Source organism: Kinneretia sp. DJ1R-11 (assembly GCF_025717595.1).
In the GTDB taxonomy this organism is placed as follows: Bacteria; Pseudomonadota; Gammaproteobacteria; order Burkholderiales; family Burkholderiaceae_C; genus Paucibacter_A.
Map to the genome: position 1 here is coordinate 62809 of NZ_JAJIRR010000008.1, position 14795 is coordinate 77603.

The 14795-nt window shown below is 63.9% G+C and carries 14 protein-coding genes; 11 read left to right on the top strand and 3 right to left on the bottom strand.

The features are described from left to right. Positions 1-35: 35 nt before the first annotated feature. From rpoH to ychF, 3 genes are all read right to left on the bottom strand, one after another. On the bottom strand, positions 36-956 hold the full coding sequence (rpoH, locus tag LNV23_RS14405) for an RNA polymerase sigma factor RpoH (protein WP_263563599.1): 921 nt from the start codon (positions 954-956) through the stop codon (positions 36-38). Between the two features lie 160 nt (positions 957-1116). Next, positions 1117-1623 (bottom strand): chemotaxis protein CheW, encoded by a 507-nt coding sequence (locus LNV23_RS14410; protein ID WP_263517083.1) that lies wholly within the window; start codon positions 1621-1623, stop codon positions 1117-1119. Between the two features lie 238 nt (positions 1624-1861). Then, positions 1862-2953 carry a redox-regulated ATPase YchF gene (gene ychF / locus LNV23_RS14415; protein WP_263517084.1) on the bottom strand — a complete coding sequence of 364 codons (1092 nt, stop codon included), beginning with the start codon at positions 2951-2953 and terminating at the stop codon, positions 1862-1864. Positions 2954-3159: 206 nt separating this feature from the next. On the opposite strand from ychF, the gene LNV23_RS14420 reads away from it, so the two are divergent. The 11 genes from LNV23_RS14420 (at position 3160) to LNV23_RS14470 (ending at position 14792) form a co-directional block, all read left to right on the top strand. Then, positions 3160-4272: an FAD-dependent monooxygenase gene (locus tag LNV23_RS14420; RefSeq protein WP_263563600.1), complete on the top strand. Its 1113-nt coding sequence runs from the start codon at positions 3160-3162 to the stop codon at positions 4270-4272. A 31-nt stretch (positions 4273-4303) separates the two neighbouring features. Then, a complete protein-coding gene (locus tag LNV23_RS14425) occupies positions 4304-5029 on the top strand; it encodes a DsbC family protein (RefSeq protein WP_263563601.1) in 726 nt (241 codons plus the stop codon). 98 nt (positions 5030-5127) lie between these two features. Beyond that, complete coding sequence (locus LNV23_RS14430) at positions 5128-5595, top strand: DUF3429 domain-containing protein (protein ID WP_263563602.1); 468 nt, start codon at positions 5128-5130, stop codon at positions 5593-5595. Positions 5596-5599: 4 nt separating this feature from the next. Continuing rightward, positions 5600-7402 carry a M61 family metallopeptidase gene (locus LNV23_RS14435; RefSeq protein ID WP_263563603.1) on the top strand — a complete coding sequence of 601 codons (1803 nt, stop codon included), beginning with the start codon at positions 5600-5602 and terminating at the stop codon, positions 7400-7402. After that, positions 7387-8616 carry a DUF3108 domain-containing protein gene (locus LNV23_RS14440; RefSeq protein ID WP_263563604.1) on the top strand — a complete coding sequence of 410 codons (1230 nt, stop codon included), beginning with the start codon at positions 7387-7389 and terminating at the stop codon, positions 8614-8616. Before LNV23_RS14435 ends, LNV23_RS14440 begins: the two co-directional genes overlap by 16 nt. A gap of 7 nt (positions 8617-8623) precedes the next feature. Further along, positions 8624-9418, top strand: a complete 795-nt coding sequence (locus tag LNV23_RS14445) for an enoyl-CoA hydratase (protein WP_263563605.1) — start codon at positions 8624-8626, stop codon at positions 9416-9418. A gap of 178 nt (positions 9419-9596) precedes the next feature. After that, positions 9597-11810 (top strand): tetratricopeptide repeat protein, encoded by a 2214-nt coding sequence (locus LNV23_RS14450; protein ID WP_263563606.1) that lies wholly within the window; start codon positions 9597-9599, stop codon positions 11808-11810. A gap of 41 nt (positions 11811-11851) precedes the next feature. Continuing rightward, positions 11852-12985, top strand: coding sequence for a DegT/DnrJ/EryC1/StrS family aminotransferase (locus LNV23_RS14455; protein ID WP_263563750.1), 1134 nt, complete (start codon positions 11852-11854; stop codon positions 12983-12985). After that, a complete protein-coding gene (locus tag LNV23_RS14460; RefSeq protein ID WP_263563607.1) occupies positions 12982-13302 on the top strand; it encodes a hypothetical protein in 321 nt (106 codons plus the stop codon). The genes LNV23_RS14455 and LNV23_RS14460 overlap by 4 nt, the downstream gene beginning before the upstream one ends. Before the next feature lie 115 nt (positions 13303-13417). Continuing rightward, complete coding sequence (locus tag LNV23_RS14465; protein ID WP_263563608.1) at positions 13418-13984, top strand: 2OG-Fe(II) oxygenase family protein; 567 nt, start codon at positions 13418-13420, stop codon at positions 13982-13984. Positions 13985-14009: 25 nt separating this feature from the next. Then, entirely contained in the window at positions 14010-14792 is a 783-nt protein-coding gene (locus LNV23_RS14470) for a phytanoyl-CoA dioxygenase family protein (protein WP_263563609.1), read from the top strand. The last annotated feature ends 3 nt before the right edge of the window (positions 14793-14795 follow it).

Genomic DNA, 14795 nt, shown 5'->3' on the forward strand with positions numbered 1-14795 from the left:
GAGGGGCCGTTTGTTTTTGCAGTGGCTGCGCCCGATCAGGCCGGAGTCAGCGCCTTGCGCATCTTTTTCATGGCCGCCACTTCGATCTGGCGAATCCGTTCGGCGCTGACGCCGTATTCGGCTGCCAGCTCATGCAGTGTCATGCCCCCCGAGGAGTCGTCGTTGACCTTGAGCCAGCGCTCCTCGACGATGCGACGGCTGCGCTCGTCCAGCGCCTCCAGAGCGCGGCTGATGCCGTCGCCGGCCAGCGCATCGCGGGCCTGGGCTTCCAGCACCCGGGTCGGCTCCTGGCTTTCATCCGCCAGATAGGCGATGGGAGCAAAGCTCTCGCCGTCCTCGTCGCTTTGCGGCTCAAGCGCCACATCGCCACCGGACATGCGGGTTTCCATTTCCAGCACTTCTTCCGGCTTGACGTTCAGCTCGCGGGCCACATGGGCCAGCTGCGCTTCGCTGAGGCTGTTGCGGTGGGTCTGGTCGTCGGCCTGGTCTTCCTTCATGCTGTGCTTCATCGAGCGCAGATTGAAGAACAGCTTGCGCTGGGCCTTGGTCGTGGCGACCTTGACCATGCGCCAGTTGCGCAGCACGTATTCGTGGATCTCGGCCTTGATCCAGTGCATGGCATAGCTGACCAGACGCACGCCTTGGTCAGGGTCGTAGCGCTTGACGGCCTTCATCAGGCCGACATTGCCTTCCTGGATCAGGTCGCCCTGGGGCAGGCCATAGCCCATGTACTGGCGCGAGATCGACACCACCAGGCGCAAGTGCGAAAGCACCAAGCGGCCTGCGGCCTCGAGGTCTCCGCTTTCGCGCAGGCGGCGAGCAGCCGAGCTTTCCTCTTCCGGGGTCAGCAGGGGCAGGCGGTTGACGGCGGAGATGTATGCATCCAGATTGCCCAAAGAGGGCACCAGCGCCCAAGGGTCGCGTACCGTCAAAGCAGTGGGTGTAGACAAAGTCATCGCTTTCTTTCGCAAGCCGAACCACTTCGGTTCCTTGGAAGCAATATTAGCACTCCCTTGAAGTGAGTGCCAATCGTCTGGGGCTATTCCAGAAACCATCGATTCACGGGGCTCTCAGCGAGTGCGCTCGCTAACTTGGCGCGAGAAATTTCAGGGGAACTCAGTCCAGCAGACCGAAATCCGGGCTCACGACCATGGTGTCAATGTCGAGCAGGATCAGCATGCGGTCGCCGATCTTGCCCAGGCCGGTGATGAAACGGGCATCGAGTGCGGCCGCCACCTCGGGCCGGGGCTTGATCTCCTCGGCTTTCAGCTCCAACACGTCCGACACCGAATCGACCACCACGCCGACGATGCGCTGCGCCACATTGAGCACGATCACCACGGTGAAGGCGTTGTATTCGCCTGTCTGGCCCAGGCGCATGCGCAAGTCGACGATGGGCACGATGACGCCGCGCAGATTGACCACGCCCTTGATGAAGCTGGGCGAATGGGCGACGCGCGTGGGCGGTTCATAGGAACGGATTTCCTGCACACGCAGGATGTCGATGCCGTATTCCTCACCGCCGATGCGGAAGGTCAGGAATTGCTGGGTGTCATGCCGGGTTTGGCCGGTGGGCTGCAGGGCTTGTGCGCCAGAGGCGGGAACCAGTTCGTTAGAGCTCATGGATCGGTGGGCTTGTCTGCGGTTGAGGCGGGGAGGGCCGGGCAAAGGTAACTTCGTGAGGCCATTTTGCAGCCATTGTGCGCCGCGTCATCCATCGATCTGCCGCCGCCTGGCCGGGTAATTTCCCCCATGGTCGCCCAAAGCGGCCGGCGAAGGCACGAAAAAAAGCCCCGCTGTAGCGGGGCCTGTCGGAGCGGGCGGTCCAGATCGGCCGCGTTCGGCGTGTGCTGCCGTTCGATCAGACGTTGAACAGGAAGTTCAGCACGTCGCCGTCTTTGACCACGTATTCCTTGCCCTCGGCGCGCATCTTGCCGGCGTCTTTGGCGCCTTGCTCACCCTTGTAGGTGATGAAGTCTTCATAGGCGATGGTCTGGGCGCGGATGTAGCCACGTTCGAAGTCGGTGTGGATCACGCCGGCGGCTTGCGGGCCGGTGTCGCCCTTGTGGATGGTCCACGCGCGCACTTCCTTGACGCCAGCCGTGAAGTAGGTCTGCAGGCCCAGCAGGCTGAAGCCCGCGCGGATCAGGCGGTTCAGGCCCGGCTCGTCCTGGCCCATCTCGGACAAGAACATGGCGCGGTCTTCATCGCTCATTTCCGACAGTTCAGCCTCGGTCTTGGCGCAGATGGCCACCACCGGGCCGTTCTGGGCGGCGGCATATTCCTTCAGGCGATCCAGGAATGGGTTGTTCTCAAAACCGTCTTCCGAAACATTGGCCACGAACATGGCCGGCTTGGCGGTGATCAGGCACAGGGGCTTGAGCAGCACCAACTCTTCCTTGCTGAAGTCGATGGTGCGCACTGGCTTGGCTTCGTTCAGCGCGGCTTCGCACTTCTCCAGCACCTTGACCAGGGCGATCGCCTCCTTGTCACCGGCACGCGCCACCTTGTTGTAGCGGTGCAGGCTCTTTTCCACCGTGCCCATATCGGCCAGGCAGAGTTCGGTCTGGATCACCTCGATGTCAGAGATTGGGTCGACGCGGCCGTTGACGTGCACGACATTGCCGTCTTCAAAGCAGCGCACCACGTTGACGATGGCATCGGTCTCGCGGATGTGCGAGAGGAATTTGTTGCCCAGGCCTTCGCCCTTGGAGGCACCGGCGACCAGGCCGGCGATGTCCACAAACTCCACCACGGCCGGCAACACGCGCTCCGGCTTGACGATTTCAGCCAGGGCTTGCAAGCGCGGGTCGGGCAGTTCCACCACGCCGACATTGGGCTCGATGGTGCAGAAAGGGTAGTTCTCGGCGGCGATGCCGGCCTTGGTCAAGGCATTGAACAGGGTGGACTTGCCGACATTGGGCAGGCCGACGATGCCGCATTTGAGGCTCATGGAGGGCTTTCTGGGGGGCTGGGTTGGGGGCCGCAGAGCGGCCGCTGAACAAGGCGGTCTGGGAGCCGGCTGTCGGCTGACAACGGCGGGTGGCTCGAAGCTGGGCGTGATTTTAGGCCATGACGGCGTCGGCGCTTGGCCCGACGGTTCGCAGGGCCGGCCCGAGGCCGGCGCGCTGCGGCTCAGAGCCTGCCTACAATGCCGCGATGCAAACATATGACGTCCTGGTGCGCGGCAGCGGCTGTGTCGGCCGCAGCCTGGCTCTGGCCCTCGGGGCCCAGGGCTTGCGAGTGGCATTGCTGGGTACGGTGGATGCCAGCGAAAGCCAGCGCGAGGACCTGCGCAGCTATGCGCTGAACGCGGCGTCGGTGGCCTTGTTGCGCAAGCTCAAGGTCTGGGATTCGCTGCCGGCGGCGGCCATCAGCCCGGTCTACGACATGAAGATTCATGGCGATGGCGCCGGCGCGCTCCTGGAGTTTTCGGCTTGGAGCCAGGGTGTGGCCGAGCTGGCCTTCATTGTCGACGCAGCGGCCTTGGAGCAACAGCTGGCCACCGCCTTGCAGTTCTCGCCCCATGTGCAAGTGGTTGATGCGCCGGTGCCGGCCACCTTGACGGCGCTCTGCGAAGGTCGTGCCTCGGCCGCACGTGCCGATCTCGGTGTGAGCTTCAACGTGAAGAGCTACGGCCAGCGGGCCATTGCTGCGCGCCTGCGCAGCGCACTGCCCCATCAGGGCCAAGCGCAGCAGTGGTTTCGGTCACCGGATGTGTTGGCCCTCCTGCCTATCGATGCGCCCGAGCCGGGGGCCTCCTATGGCCTGGTGTGGTCCTTGCCTGAAGTGCGGGCCGACGAAATGTTGGCCTTGGATGCTCTTGCTTTTGAAGCGGCCCTGAACGAGGTCTGCGCTGGTTCCGTCGGGCGCCTGAGCCTGGCCAGTGGCCGCGCTGCCTGGCCCTTGGCCCTGGCGCGGGCCGAGCCCATGCAAGGCCCCGGCTGGGTCCTGCTCGGTGATGCGGCGCACCTGGTCCATCCCTTGGCCGGCCAGGGTCTGAACTTGGGCCTGGCTGATGTGGCCGCACTGACCCGGGTCTTGGCAGCGCGCGAAGCATGGCGTCCTTTAGGTGACGAGCGGCTGCTGCGCCGCTATGTGCGCGAACGCCAGCTGGACACCTGGGCCATGGGTGAGTTGACCGATGGCCTGCTGCGGGTCTTCGCCAGCGAGGCCGTGCCGCTGCGTCAACTGCGCAACCGTGGCTTGAATGCCTTGAATTCCGTGTCTCCCTTGAAGCGCTGGTTGACAGCACGGGCGCTTGGCGCCTGAAACCTCGAACCTCCCTATGAGTCTGAATCACATGCTGAACACGAAGACCTTGTTCCTGGCCGGTCTGGCCCTCAGTCTGCCGCTGCTGGCTCAGGCCAATGAAGCTGTCATCCGCAAGAGCCTGGCGGAGAAGTTGGCCGGCTTGCCCAAGATCGAGGATGTGCGCCCCAGCGCCATGGCCGGCCTTTGGGAAGTGCGCATCGGCAATGAGATCCGCTACACCGATCCGACCGGCAGCTACCTGATCGAAGGCGAGCTGATCGACCTGCGCACCCGCAAGAACCTGACCGAGGAGCGGGTCAACAAGATCAACCAGGTCGACTTCGCCAGCCTGCCCCTGAAGGACGCTGTCGTTTGGAAGAACGGCAATGGCAAACGCAAGATCGCGGTCTTCGCCGACCCCAATTGCGGCTATTGCAAGCGCTTCGAGCGCGCTCTGCAGGAAGTCAAGGACATCACCGTCTACACCTTCCTGGTGCCGATTCTCGGCGGCGATTCACCCGAGAAGGCCCGCTCGATCTGGTGCGCCAAGGATGCAACGGTCAGCTGGCAGGCCTGGATGCTGGAAGGCAAGGCACCGAGCAAGCCGGCCGGCGCCTGCGATGACAGCGCGGTCGAACGCAATGCCGCCATGATGCGTCGCTACCATATCAACGGCACACCGGCCATCATCTTTGAAGATGGCAGCCGCGTGCCGGGTGCGTTGGGTGCCGATCAGCTGGAAAAGCGTCTGCAAGCTCTGCCCAGCAAGACCTGATTGAGGTGCGCGCGCTTGGGGTGGAAACACCCTGCGGCGCGCCCGAGTGTTCGCTTTGCCTTCCTTCTCAGTCCCGTTCAGCACCGGAGCATCACCGCATGTCCGCCGCCGTTTCTGCCGCACCGCCGTCGCCCTTGTCGCTCCATCCCATGGCGCTCAAGCTCGGTCATCTCGGGCTGCTGCCTTTCGCCCTGGGCGCGCTGCTGATCTGGTTGATCGGTGACCGCAATCTCGAGGCGCATGCCTTCGTGACCCTGGGCACATCGGCCTATGCCGCTTTGGTGATCTCATTTCTGGGCGGCATTTACTGGGGCTTTGCCTTTCGCATGCCCGAGACCACGGCCCAGCCTTTCATCTGGGGCATCGTGCCGTCGCTCGGTGCCTGGGTGGCCGTGGTCATGCCGGCCTATGCCGGCCTGGTCTTGCAGGGCGCGATGCTGATCGTTTGCTACCTGGTCGATCGCCGGCTCTATCCGGAGTACGGCGCGGCTGCCTGGCTGACCTTGCGTTTCCGGCTCAGCGCCGGCGCTGCCCTGTGCTGTTTCCTGGCTGCGGCGGGGAGCTGAGCACGTGGCCGACATTCGCTACCGGGTCGAAATCGACTCGGCCCACGACCACCATTTCCAGCTGACGCTGACGATTGCAGCACCTGCCGCCGAGCAGCACATCAGCTTGCCGGCCTGGATTCCAGGCAGTTACCTGCTGCGCGAGTTCGCCCGCCATCTGAGTGGCTTGAGCGCCAGCCAGGGCAGCCGGCAGCTGGAGCTGGAGCAGTTGGACAAGGCCACTTGGCGCGTTGCTTGCAGCGGCCGCAGTGCCTTGGTCCTGCGCTACCGTGTCTATGCGTTTGACCCCTCGGTGCGTGCCGCCTTCCTGGACGCGCAACGCGGCTTCTTCAATGGCAGCAGCTTGTGCCTGCGTGTTCATGGCCGTGAAGATCAGCCCCATGTGCTGGAGCTTGGGCGTCTGCCCGAGGGATGGCAGGTGGCCACGGCCATGCCGCAGCAGGCTGACGGCAGCTACAGGGCGGCCGATTACGACGAACTGCTCGACCATCCCTTCGAGCTCGGCCATTTCTGGCAAGGCCGATTCCTGGCGGGTGGTGCCGAACACGAGTTGGTGGTCAGCGGTGCCATGCCGTCTTTTGACGGCGAGCGCTTGCTGGCCGACACCCAGCGCATCTGCGAGGCGCAAATCCAGTTCTGGCATGGCGCAGCGGCCAAGCGGCGCAGCCCCGTTCCTTTCCAGCGTTATGTATTCTTTCTGAATACCGTGGACGAAGGCTATGGCGGGCTGGAGCACCGAGCCAGCACGGCCCTGCTGTCGCCGCGCCGCGATCTGCCGCGCCAGGGCCAGAGCGAAAGCAGCGATGGCTATGTGCGCCTGCTGGGCTTGATCAGCCACGAGTACTTTCACACCTGGAACGTCAAGCGACTGAAGCCGGCCAACTATGTTCGCCTGGATTACGCCCAGGAAAATTACACCGAGCTGCTGTGGTTCTTCGAAGGCTTCACGTCTTATTACGACGAACTGATCTTGGTTCGCGCCGGCCTGATCGACGAGGCCCGCTACCTGAAGCTGCTCTCCAGCACGCTCAGCGGTGTGCTGGCGACGCCCGGGCGCAAGGTGCAAAGCCTGGCGCAGGCCAGTTTTGACGCTTGGATCAAGTACTACCGCCAGGACGAGAACTCACCCAACAGCAGCATCAGCTACTACGGCAAGGGCGCTTTGCTGGCGCTGGCGCTTGACCTCAGCCTGCGCCTGCGCCATGCCGACGGTGAGGCCGCGACCAGCCTGGACGAGCTGATGCGCGGGCTTTGGCTGCGCCATGCCGTGGGCGAGGGCGCCAGCGGCGGCATCAGCGAGGCCGATATCTTGGGCCTGCTGGCTGAGATCGGTGGCCCGGCTTTGGCCCAGCAGCTGGTCGAGTGGGTCCATGGCAACGAGGACCTGCCGCTGCCGCCCTTGTTCGAGCGCATGGGCGTGCAGCTGCGCGCCGACAAAGCGTCGTTGGCGCAGCGCTTGGGCCTGCGCCTGAATGACAGCGCTGGCAGCCTGCTGATCAAGCAGGTGCTGGCCGGTTCGCCCGCGGCCACCGCCGGCTTGTGCGCGGGCGATGAGGTCCTGGCCTGCAATGGATGGCGCTTGCGTCGCCTCGATGAGGCGGTGCTGACCTTGGCCCCGGGCGAGTTTCAACTGCGTCTGCTGGTGGCGCGCGATCAGCGCATCGTCGAGCTGCAGGCCGATTTGCCCGCGAGCTCCGCCCCTGGCGGCGCGGCCGTGGGGGCGAGCAGCACGCCGGTTCAACTCTGTCTGGCCGACAAGGCGCCGGCGCGCGCACTCAGCCTGCGCCGGGCATGGTTGGCCGGCTGAGTCCCCTCGGCACCGCCACGCCAGCTGCGCCTGCCAAGGCGCGGCGCCGTGCCTGGCTGCTGCTCGTCTTGGCCTTGCCGGTGCTGGCTTTGCATGCCTGCATCGGCGATGCGGTGTCCGAGCTGAGTCAGGGCTGGAGCGAGCTGGCCGAGATGCCGCCACGGCTCAGCGTCAGCTATGTGCGTCAGCTGCAGCAGAGCCGGCCTGCGCCTGCGTCATCGACCGCGCCGTTACGACAGCGTCGCAGCGAGCCGGCGGCGCCGCCGCTCAGCCCGCCTGGCCCGGCCCGCCCGGCGTCGGCTGTCGAATCAGCGCAAGCGCACGAGCCGGCCGAGCCTGCTGCCAGTGCGCCCGAGCCAGCCCCACCGGTGCAGGAGCGCGTGCCTGAGCCCACCGTTCCTGAGGCTGTCGTGCCGAGTCGGCCTGCGGGCAGCTCCACTGCGGACCCGGTCCCGGACGCGGCGACTGCACCTGGCCCCGAGTGGCCGCCCTCGACCCGTCTGCGCTACGAGCTGACCGGCAATTACCGCGGTGCCGTCACCGGGGAGGCCCAGGTCGAGTGGATCCGCGAAGGCAGCCGTTACCAGGTTCACCTCGATGTTTCGGTGGGCCCGAGCTTCGCCCCGCTGATCTCGCGCCGCATGAGCAGCGACGGTCGCCTGACGACCCAGGGCATCGAGCCGCAACGTTACGATGAAGACACCCGCGTGCTGTTCAGCAGCCGGCGCCGCGTCAGCGTGCTGTTCCAAGGCGAACAGCTGACCCTGGCCAATGGCCGGGTCGAGGCGTCCGAACCGGGCATGCAAGACGCGGCCAGCCAGTTTGTGCAGCTGACCTGGTTGTTCCTGACCGGCCGCCAGACCCTGCGTGAGGGCTTGATCTTGGAGCTGCCCCTGGCCCTGCCGCGCCGCCAGTACCGCTGGCGCTATGAGGTGCTGGGACGTGAAACCCTGGCGACGCCCATGGGAGAGTTGGACACCTGGCATCTGAAACCGACGGTGACGGCGGGCGGTGGTGACCTGACGGCTGAGGTCTGGCTCGCACCGACTCTGCAGTACCTCCCCGTTCGCCTGCGCATTCGGCAGGACGAGCAGACCTTCATTGACCTGATGCTCAAGGCGCCGCCGGCCCAAGCGGCACCGCCTGCCAGTGTGCCGCCTATAGTGAAGCCCAGGATCGAAGCCCCGAACCCCCAAAATTCCCTGAAGGAGTGACCCAGCCATGAGCTATGAATGCATCATCACCGCCGTGCACGGCGAGGGCCCGCGCAAGACCGCCCTGATCACCCTCAACCGCCCCAAGGCCTTGAACGCCCTGAGCGACCCCTTGTTCGATGAACTGGGCGAAGCGCTGCTGGCCTTTGACGCCGATGACAGCATCGGTTGCATTGTGCTGACGGGGTCCGAGCGTGCATTTGCTGCCGGTGCCGACATCCCGACGTTGGCCCAGCATGACTTCCAGAGCGCCGTGCGTACTGACATGATCACGCGCAACTGGGAGCACATCCTGCGCGTCAAGAAGCCCGTGATTGCGGCCGTGGCCGGTTTTGCGCTGGGCGGCGGTTGCGAGCTGGCCATGATGTGCGATTTCATCATCGCCGCCGACACCGCCAAGTTCGGCCAGCCCGAAGTGAAGCTCGGTGTCACGCCGGGCGCCGGCGGTACCCAGCGCCTGCCGCGCGCCGTCGGCAAGGCCAAGGCCATGGACCTGCTCTTGACCGCCCGCATGATGGATGCAGCCGAAGCCGAGCGCAGCGGCCTGGTCTCGCGCGTGGTGCCGGCGGACAAGCTGATGGAGGAAACGCTCGCCGCCGCTGAAACCATCAACGGCTTCAGCGCTCCTGCTCTGCAGCTGATCAAGGAGTTGGTCAATCGCAGCTTCGAAAGCGGCCTGAAGGAGGGCGTCACCTCTGAGCGCCGTGTCTTCCATGCGGTCTTCGGCACCGACGATCAGCGCGAAGGCATGGACGCATTCCTGAACAAGCGCGCGCCGCTGTTCAAGCACGGCAAGCGCTGAGCAAGGCCGAGGTCCGAGTCTTTCGGGCCTTGCCTGCTGCGCGACCAGCGCGCCTGTTCAGACCATCCGTCCGTGACCGGCCTGACCGGCGAGTTTGTCATCGCATCGTATAGTTGCAGCCAAGGGTTCCCCATGTCCGGCTTGGACGTTGACGGGAGGTGCAGAAAGCTAAGGGTGCATGTTGATGGACGTCGGTAGGAATGATCCTTGTCGTTGTGGCAGCGGAAAGAAATTCAAGAAATGTTGCTTAGACAAGGTGCGTCCGGAAGCCAGTGTGGCCGTGAGTGCCGCCGACTTGCTGTCACGGGCGGCATCCAGTTATCAGGCCGGTCGCCTGCTTGAAGCCAAGGAGCTGTGTCAGCGTCTGATCGCTCGAGGCGAGCGTTTGGCGGATGCCCGCCATCTGTACGGGCTGCTGCTGCTGGCCGAGGGCGACCATGCTGGCGCCTTGGCCGCTTTGGACTCAGCCCTCAGTGTTTCCAGCAATCCGCAGATCCTCTCCAATCGCGGTTTGGCTCTGCAGGCGCTGGGCCGGCATGCCGAGGCTGTCGAGTCCTTTCAGGCATCGCTGCGAAGCGATGGACGTGAGTTCCTGGTCTGGATGAATCTCGCCAAGGCGCAACGCTTGCTTGGCGAGCTGGCAGGGGCTGAAGAATCGTATCGACGCGTCCTGACCTTGAAAGCTGATTTCCCTGGCGCGCTGTCGGCGCTACCTCGCGTCATATTGGAGCAGCAGCGGGCACAAGAGGCTCTGGATTTCCTGTTGGACGCCGAGTCTCGAGTGCTGCCGACCGAAGACATGCTGGCAGTCAAGGGCCTCGCACTGCGTGCCTTGGGCCGACCCAGCGAGGTGCTCGACGTTTACCGCGAAGCCGTCCGACGCTTTCCGGGTGAGGCGCGGGTCCACAGCCAACTGGGGGTTATGCTGCGCGACCAGAGCGATATGGAAGAAGCGCTGCAGGCCTTCCATCGAGCGCATGAGCTGAATCCGTCGCTGGAAACGGCCATCGACTTGCATCTCAGTCTGCCCCCCGTGCTTCGTTCGCGCGAGGACATCACGCAGTGGCGCACGCGCTTTGTCGAGGGCATTCAGACGCTGACAGAGAGCAGGCTCAGCGCGCGGGTTTCGGAGTTCTTGTTTCCCCCGTCACTGTTCTATTTGGCTTTCCATGGCGAAGACGACCGGGCGGTGATGGAGTCTCTGTCGCGCATGTACCTTCGCCTGCTGCCCGATCTGAGTTTTGTTGCGCCGCATATCGCGCAGTCCGGTGCGCTGACCGCTGGTCGGAAGCCTCGCATCGGTTTCTTCTCTAAATTCATTCACACCCACTCGGTCTCACGCTGTTTTTCGGCCTTGATCAAGCGGATGGCGATGACGGCGAACTGCGATATCTACCTGGCATCGCCGCAGGACATCAACGCAGAGGCGGCGCGCGAGCACTACGGTGATTTCTCCGGTCAGTTCGTCCGCCTGCCCAAGGACTTCCTGGTGGCCCGGCAGACCTTGGCTGAGCTCGAATTGGACACGCTGATCTACCTGGACATCGGCATGGAGGCGATGAGCTACTTCATGGCCCATGCCCGCTTGGCGCCCGTCCAGATGGTGATGAGCGGGCATCCTGTGACTTCGGGCATTGCGACGGTTGACTACTACTTCTCATCTGAACTTGCGGAGTCCGCGTGCGGTGCCGATCATTATTCCGAGAAGCTGGTCCTGATGTCGGCGCTGAACTCGGTCTACGTGCATCCGACGCTGCCAGCGTTGATGAAGGGGCGTCGCGAGTTCGGCTTGCCTGAGACCGGGGCCTTGTATGTCTGCCCCATGCTGCTGCAGAAAATCCATCCAGACTTCGATGAAGCGGTCGCCCGTATTCTGGAGGCCGACGCCACGGCTCATGTGGTGTTTTTTGAAAGCCGCAATCAGAGCTGGCAGCTGGTGCTTAAGAAGCGTTTCGACACCACCATCCCCCCGGCGGTGCGCGGGCGCGTGATCTTCTTGCCTTGGCAGACGGATTATGGGGACTTTCTCGCGGCCAACGCCGTAGCGGACGTCGTGCTGGACCCCTTCCACTTTGGAATCGGTTCCACCGCCGCTGCCACCTTCGCAGTCCATACGCCGATCGTGACCCTGCCCGGTGCCTTCATGCGGGGCCGGGGAGGGCTGACCTATTGTCGGCTGCTCGATCTGCCCGAGTGCGTTGCCAGCGATCTTGACGATTACGTCCGGCGCGCGCTGGCTTTGGCACACGATCTGGAACTGCGAACCGCTGTTCGCGCTCGCATCGCGGCCAACAAGCACCGCTTCTTTGACAACGAGACCCCGGTCGAGGAGCTGTCTCAGCAGCTTCTCCAATTGACCCCGGCTGCCCAAATTCAGCGTGTCAATCCATGAACCCACCGGCTCGCAGCACCCAGCTGAGCGACGAGGTCCCCATGGGATCGTCCGAGGATTCACAGCCTCCGATCTACGTCACCCGGCCCCAGCTGCCGCCGCTGGCAGAGTTCCTGCCGATGCTGGAGGAGGTCTGGAACAGCCGCCATCTGACCAATGGTGGCCCCTTCCACGTGCGCTTTGAGCAGGCACTCTGCGAATACCTGGACGTTCCGCACATTTGCCTGTTTGCGAACGCGACCCTGGCCCTGGTCACAGCCCTGCAGGCCCTGCGCATCACGGGTGAAGTCATCACCACGCCCTATTCCTTCGTGGCCACCTCACATGCCCTGCTGTGGAACGGCATCAAGCCGGTCTTCGTGGATGTGGACGGCCGCACGATGAATCTCGATCCTGAACGCATCGAAGCCGCCATCACGCCGCAGACCACGGCGATCATGCCGGTGCATTGCTATGGTCAACCCTGTGATGTGGCAGCCATCGAGCGCATTGCTGACACGTACAACCTGCGCGTGATCTACGACGCAGCGCACGCATTCGGCGTCAGGACGCCAGCCGGCAGCATCCTGAACCATGGGGATCTGTCGGTGATCAGCTTCCACGCCACCAAGGTGTTCAACACCTTCGAGGGCGGCGCGATCGTTTGCAAGGACCTCAAGACCAAGCAGCGCATCGACCATCTCAAGAACTTCGGTTTTGTGGATGAGGTGACCGTGGTCGCGCCGGGCATCAACGGCAAGATGAGTGAGTTCAACGCAGCGCTGGGTCTGCTGCAACTGCAGCATGTGGGTAGTGCTTTGGCGGCTCGCCAGCGGATTGCCCAGCGTTATCTGGCAGCGATTGCCGAGGTCGAGGGACTGAGCCCCGTGCTGCCTGAGGCCGGCGAGGGGCATAACAATGGCTATTTCCCGATCCGTGTGCTGCCGGCGTATCCGCTGTCGCGCGACGCGCTCTACGAGCGACTGGGCCAGGCTGGCATCCACACCCGCCGCTACTTCTACCCGCTGATCAGCAGCTTCCCGATGTATCGGGGCTTGCCATCGGCCGCACCGGCCCTGCTGCCGCATGCAGAACTGGCTGCCCAGCAGGTGCTCTGTCTGCCTATCTATCCGGATCTGAGCGAGGCAGATCAGCTGCGTGTCATCGAGGTGTTGAGGCAGCCCGCCGGCGAATGAGCGCGTCCACGACAGCCACACCGGACCTGCCCCTGCATGCCCAGATCCCGATTGAAGTCATGACTTTGCACGCCGAGCTTGCCCCCCAATCTTTCCCGAGTACTCGGGCCTATGTCGATGTGGTCCGGCGAGACTTCATCGATCAGTACCTGAAGCCTGAGGGCATGATCAGCGCCATTGACAAGCAGGGCAAGCACGTCTCGGCGCCGCGGGGGCGACCGCTGTTTCGGCTCGGTAGCGGAATGGTCGCGAGGCGTCAGTGCGACAGCCTGGCGCTGTCCAAGCCTCGTGGAATTCGTTTCCAGACAATGGACTGATGCAGGAGGCAATGTGAGGTCGGAAGCTTTGAATCGCCTGTGCTTGGGGCCTGGCTATGTCAACGCCGGGTACGAGGTCTTCGATGGGGTGCTCAGTGAGCCGCACTGTGCAAGCTTGGCCGAACAGGTGGCCGCAGCCATGGCGCAGTCCTGTATCGAAGTCGATCGGGACGGGATCCGAATTCAGACGCTCAATGGACAGGCGCTCGTGGCGGCGATCCCCGAGTTACAGCTGTTGCATGACAACATCCATGCGCGTCTTGCTGAATCCATTGCAGGGCTCTTGATGCTGGACGACCTGCCGGTTGCCATTTCCGCCAACCTGCTGCGGCCCGGGCAGGGGCACGCGTTCCGTTACCACTTCGACCGCAATGAGCACACGGCCGTCCTGTACCTGAGCGACTGCGCTGATCTGCCTTTGTGCCTGCATCCGAACATTCGCACCGATCCTATGGATGGCGAAGCCACTTGGCACTACCGTCAGGACACGCGGCAGCCCATCCGCATCGATCCTCGGCCGGGCCGACTGGTGTGTTTCCATGGGCGCACGACCTTGCATGGCGTGATTCCCGATTCGGCGCCTCACAGCAAGTGCGACCGGGTGTCGCTCCAGTTCGCCTACGACACGCGGCGTCGGAGCTTCGAAAATCAAGAATACTATGGTCGGCCAAGCGGCGCTTGAACCGAGCAAGCAGAGAGACTGGACCATGAAATTTCTCGAATACCCCGCTTCGGAGCTTGAGTTCTTCGCTGAGCCCGGCCGCTTGGAAGGGCCTGTGCTGTCGTCAGAGTTATTGGCCCGTGCCGGCGTCTTCGTGCTGCGTGGTCTGGTGTCGCCGGCCTTGGCCGCTGACTACCTGGGCAGGCTGCAGGCGGGCTTGTCGGACGGCTCCGCGCGGCCCCGCCAGAATCACCTGACCGAGGTGTCCTTCGAACTGGAGAGCCCCTTGGCGGGAATTCTCCGTGAGCCAGAATTCGCCGCCTTGCTGACACATTTTTTCGACGGACAGGTCGGCCTGCATAACATCCGAATCGTGCGCAAAGACGAGCACAACACAGAGGCGGTCTTCATTCACCAGGACAGTCCTTACTGCCTGGGCTTCTTCGAGCGCTACTCGCTCTTTGTGGCCCTGAGCGACTGCGGGCCGGACAACGGCGGGCTGACGGTCTACCCGGGTACGCATCACTTCGGCTATCTGGGCGATGCGGGTGCCGTGCGCGAGGAACTGACCCGGCCAATGTACAAATTCGCGCCTGAGCTGAGCCCGGGTGATTGCCTCATCATGCATTCGTCCGTGTGGCATGGCTCGCCGCGCAGCGTGTCCAGGCTGCCGCGCGTGATGTTCGACATTCAGATCCAGGCAGTCCGCGATCCGTCGAGCATTCTGTCCTTGTGCGAGCAGCCGCTCTCGCCCTGGCGTCTGCGGCTGGACAACCAGGACGTGTTCTCGACTTCTCGCGTGCAGCGGGCGGCAAGCCATGCCAAGTAGGCC

Excerpts from the sequence above, each read along its gene's own strand:
- rpoH (WP_263563599.1), bottom strand. The coding sequence starts at position 956 with ATGACTTTGTCTACACCCACTGCTTTGACGGTACGCGACCCTTGGGCG.
- LNV23_RS14410 (WP_263517083.1), bottom strand. The coding sequence starts at position 1,623 with ATGAGCTCTAACGAACTGGTTCCCGCCTCTGGCGCACAAGCCCTGCAG.
- ychF (WP_263517084.1), bottom strand. The coding sequence starts at position 2,953 with ATGAGCCTCAAATGCGGCATCGTCGGCCTGCCCAATGTCGGCAAGTCC.
- LNV23_RS14420 (WP_263563600.1), top strand. The coding sequence starts at position 3,160 with ATGCAAACATATGACGTCCTGGTGCGCGGCAGCGGCTGTGTCGGCCGC.
- LNV23_RS14425 (WP_263563601.1), top strand. The coding sequence starts at position 4,304 with ATGCTGAACACGAAGACCTTGTTCCTGGCCGGTCTGGCCCTCAGTCTG.
- LNV23_RS14430 (WP_263563602.1), top strand. The coding sequence starts at position 5,128 with ATGTCCGCCGCCGTTTCTGCCGCACCGCCGTCGCCCTTGTCGCTCCAT.
- LNV23_RS14440 (WP_263563604.1), top strand. The coding sequence starts at position 7,387 with ATGGTTGGCCGGCTGAGTCCCCTCGGCACCGCCACGCCAGCTGCGCCT.
- LNV23_RS14445 (WP_263563605.1), top strand. The coding sequence starts at position 8,624 with ATGAGCTATGAATGCATCATCACCGCCGTGCACGGCGAGGGCCCGCGC.
- LNV23_RS14450 (WP_263563606.1), top strand. The coding sequence starts at position 9,597 with ATGTTGATGGACGTCGGTAGGAATGATCCTTGTCGTTGTGGCAGCGGA.
- LNV23_RS14455 (WP_263563750.1), top strand. The coding sequence starts at position 11,852 with ATGGGATCGTCCGAGGATTCACAGCCTCCGATCTACGTCACCCGGCCC.
- LNV23_RS14460 (WP_263563607.1), top strand. The coding sequence starts at position 12,982 with ATGAGCGCGTCCACGACAGCCACACCGGACCTGCCCCTGCATGCCCAG.
- LNV23_RS14470 (WP_263563609.1), top strand. The coding sequence starts at position 14,010 with ATGAAATTTCTCGAATACCCCGCTTCGGAGCTTGAGTTCTTCGCTGAG.